Annotated in this window: 4 protein-coding genes and 1 riboswitch; of the genes, 3 read left to right on the top strand and 1 reads right to left on the bottom strand. The window is 41.5% G+C overall.

Going from position 1 to position 2797, the window contains the following annotated elements:
- Window positions 1-109 (bottom strand): ATP-binding cassette domain-containing protein (locus AC1DSE_RS33870; RefSeq protein WP_477528971.1); only part of this gene is annotated, 109 nt, incomplete at its 3' end.
- Between the two features lie 138 nt (window positions 110-247).
- Window positions 248-350, bottom strand: a riboswitch (TPP riboswitch).
- A gap of 87 nt (window positions 351-437) precedes the next feature.
- On the opposite strand from AC1DSE_RS33870, the gene AC1DSE_RS33865 reads away from it, so the two are divergent.
- From AC1DSE_RS33865 to thyA, 3 genes are all read left to right on the top strand, one after another.
- Window positions 438-995: an SLOG family protein gene (locus AC1DSE_RS33865; RefSeq protein WP_477511299.1), complete on the top strand. Its 558-nt coding sequence runs from the start codon at window positions 438-440 to the stop codon at window positions 993-995.
- 204 nt (window positions 996-1199) lie between these two features.
- A complete protein-coding gene (locus AC1DSE_RS33860; protein WP_477511298.1) occupies window positions 1200-1805 on the top strand; it encodes a DUF2087 domain-containing protein in 606 nt (201 codons plus the stop codon).
- A gap of 276 nt (window positions 1806-2081) precedes the next feature.
- Window positions 2082-2797: thymidylate synthase (gene thyA, locus AC1DSE_RS33855; protein ID WP_477528970.1), on the top strand; the 716-nt coding region annotated here is incomplete at its 3' end.

Raw genomic sequence — 2797 nt, 5'->3', positions numbered from 1 at the left:
GCTTAAAGAGCGTGCTTTTGCCTGAGCCGCTAGCACCGATGATAGAGACAAACTCACCTGAGTAGGCTTGAAGCGAAAGATTAGACAGTATAGATGTTTCAGCAAGCATGTCGTAGGTGTAGCTTACTTGGTGAAGTGAGATTATAGCTGTAATACGCATCCCTCCGTAAACAAATAAAGACCCACCCATTTCCGAGGGGAAATGAGCGGGTCTAACGATCACACAAGGCTTGCGCGCATGAATGAATGCTTTGCTGCTCCACTTCCCTCCGCTGGAATGATCCAGATCAGGTTCCAAGGGTCCGGAGCAGTTGCTCCATCTCAGCCGGTAGGCTCCCCTAGTGAAATAAATAGGTTTATATGCAATTTGTATTTTTTCTACTATAGCATACACTGGATAGATGTAAACCATAATTATCCGAAAAGGCGTTGGACAAATGAAAAATTTACTCGTAACGGGCTACCGAGCGCATGAGCTTAATATTTTTAGCCAGAAGCATGAGGGCATTGTTTATATAAAAAAAGCGCTGACAGGCAAGTTGGTTCCGCTTATAGAAGATGGGCTTGAGTGGGTGATTACCCCGGGGCAATATGGCGTGGATTTGTGGGCGTGCGAGGTCGTGATTGCGCTGAAGGAAATTTATCCTCATTTGAGACTTTCAATTATTTCGGCATACAGCAATCCGGAAGAGAAATGGAAGGATGATAAAAAGGAGTTTTATCAGCAGGTTTTAAAAGGGGTCGATTATTATGCTTCGGTCAGCAACCAGCCGTATAATGGCATTTGGCAGTTTACGGCTAGGGACGAGCTGCTGTTTCGGAAAACGGACGGTATTCTGCTCGTTTATGATGAGGATGCAGGCGAGGGCAGCCCCAAGTTTTTTAAAGAAAAAGCGTTAAAGAAACAGCAGGTTGAGGGTTATGGTTATTTCAGCATAAGCTCGGAGGACATTCAGAGCATCGCGGATGACGACAACCTGTATTCGGAAAATTAACGATGCATGGCAGTTGAGTAAGAGGAGTTTATTTCATGCTGGCAGGCAGAGACCTGTCAGCTTTTTTTATGCGCAAAGCTGACAGTTTGTATTTTCGAGATTATTGTGTTTGACAAATAATAGGTGGCGTATTATTATCTGATTAGATAAACATCTAATTAGATGAAAGTTAAATTTGTTTGGTGGAGGAAGAGGTGGCGAACGGTGCAATTAGATAAGGTGGTAGCCTATCATAAGGCATTATCCGATCCGACGAGAATTAAATTGTTGATTATGCTGGCTGAAGGTGAGCTTAACGGACAGGTGCTCGCAGAGAAATTAGGCGTGACGCCTGCTACGATTACGCATCATGCAACCAAATTAAGAGAGGCCAGCTTAATTAATGAACGCAGAGAGAAAAATGCGATTTATTTTTCGTTGAACCATTATTTTATTAAGAGCAACGCTAATGCGGCGGCGGAGCTCATTTACCGGAATGCAGGTGCAGAGAAGGGAGTGGACAACATGGAGGATAGCAATAAGAAACTGAAGGATTCAGTCATCCGCAACTTTTTTACAGCTGAGGGTAAGCTGAAGCATATGCCGGCTCAGCATAAGAAAAAATTGATCGTGCTTCAGCTTATGGTTTCTCATTTGACGAGAGGGAAACAGTATACAGAGAAGGAAATTAACGAATTTATCAAAGGTTATCATGATGACTTCGCGACCATTCGCAGAGAGTTCATTATGCATCAATTAATGTTTAGAGAAAATGATATTTACGAATTGAATCCGCAAGAAATATGGGCGAAGTGGGAGATTCTTTCGTAAGCGGAAGTTGTTTTTGATAATAACGGACATCAGATGCCTTATTTGCTTTATTTCTCTCCTATTGGCCGTGGTTGCGGACATGAAGGCCGTTATTTGGCTCTAATCGTTATAAAAGGCTGCGATTTCTGCCAAATAACGGACTCTATGTCCGTTAGAAGTAAATATGAACTCATCGAGCGGTGATTGTGCTTACGCGTCATAAAGGAAAAGTAATTTTTTTATCGAATTTTTTTAATCATAAGAAATGGAAATAAGCAGGACCTGGGGGCTTGGGAGATGGGGAAGGCTGATGGGATTTACAATCAATTGGTAGCAGATATTTTTGAACATGGTAATTGGGACAAAGATCAAGCTGTTAGAACCAAATGGTCTGATGGTACGCCTGCCTACACAAAAAGCTTAATTTCTAAGCAGCTAACATTTGAAAATACAGAGGTGCCTATACTTACAACAAAAAGAGTAGCGTGGAAATCTGCCATTCATGAAATGTTATGGTTTTACGTAAAGCGAACAAGCGACTCCACTTATTTGGATGAACATGATGTGAAGATATGGAGAGAATGGACCAATTCTAATCATAATATCGGCAAGGCATACGGATATCAATTGGGAAAACCAATTATGCTAAAAGGCAAAATTACAAACCAAGTGCATCATTTGATTGATCAGCTCATCCAAAATCCTTCATCAAGGCGGCATGTCATATCACTCTGGAATATTGATGACCTTGATCAAATGGAGCTATATCCATGTGTTTGGAATAACCAATGGCTCATTAAGCAAGGTGCTCTTCATCTCATCGTAAATGCAAGGTCCAACGACATTGGCTTAGGGCATCCATTTAATGTGTTTCAATATTACGTTTTACAACGAATGATCGCTCAGGTGACAGGATATAAGTTAGGGACACTCACGTTTAATATTAATGACGCTCATATCTATGAAAGACATGAAGAACCATTAAAGGAGCAAATGTTGCGTGAGCCATATCC

The sequence above is a fragment of the Paenibacillus sp. 01L418 genome, from assembly GCF_056400045.1.
This window is presented reverse-complemented; position numbering and strand designations above follow the sequence as displayed.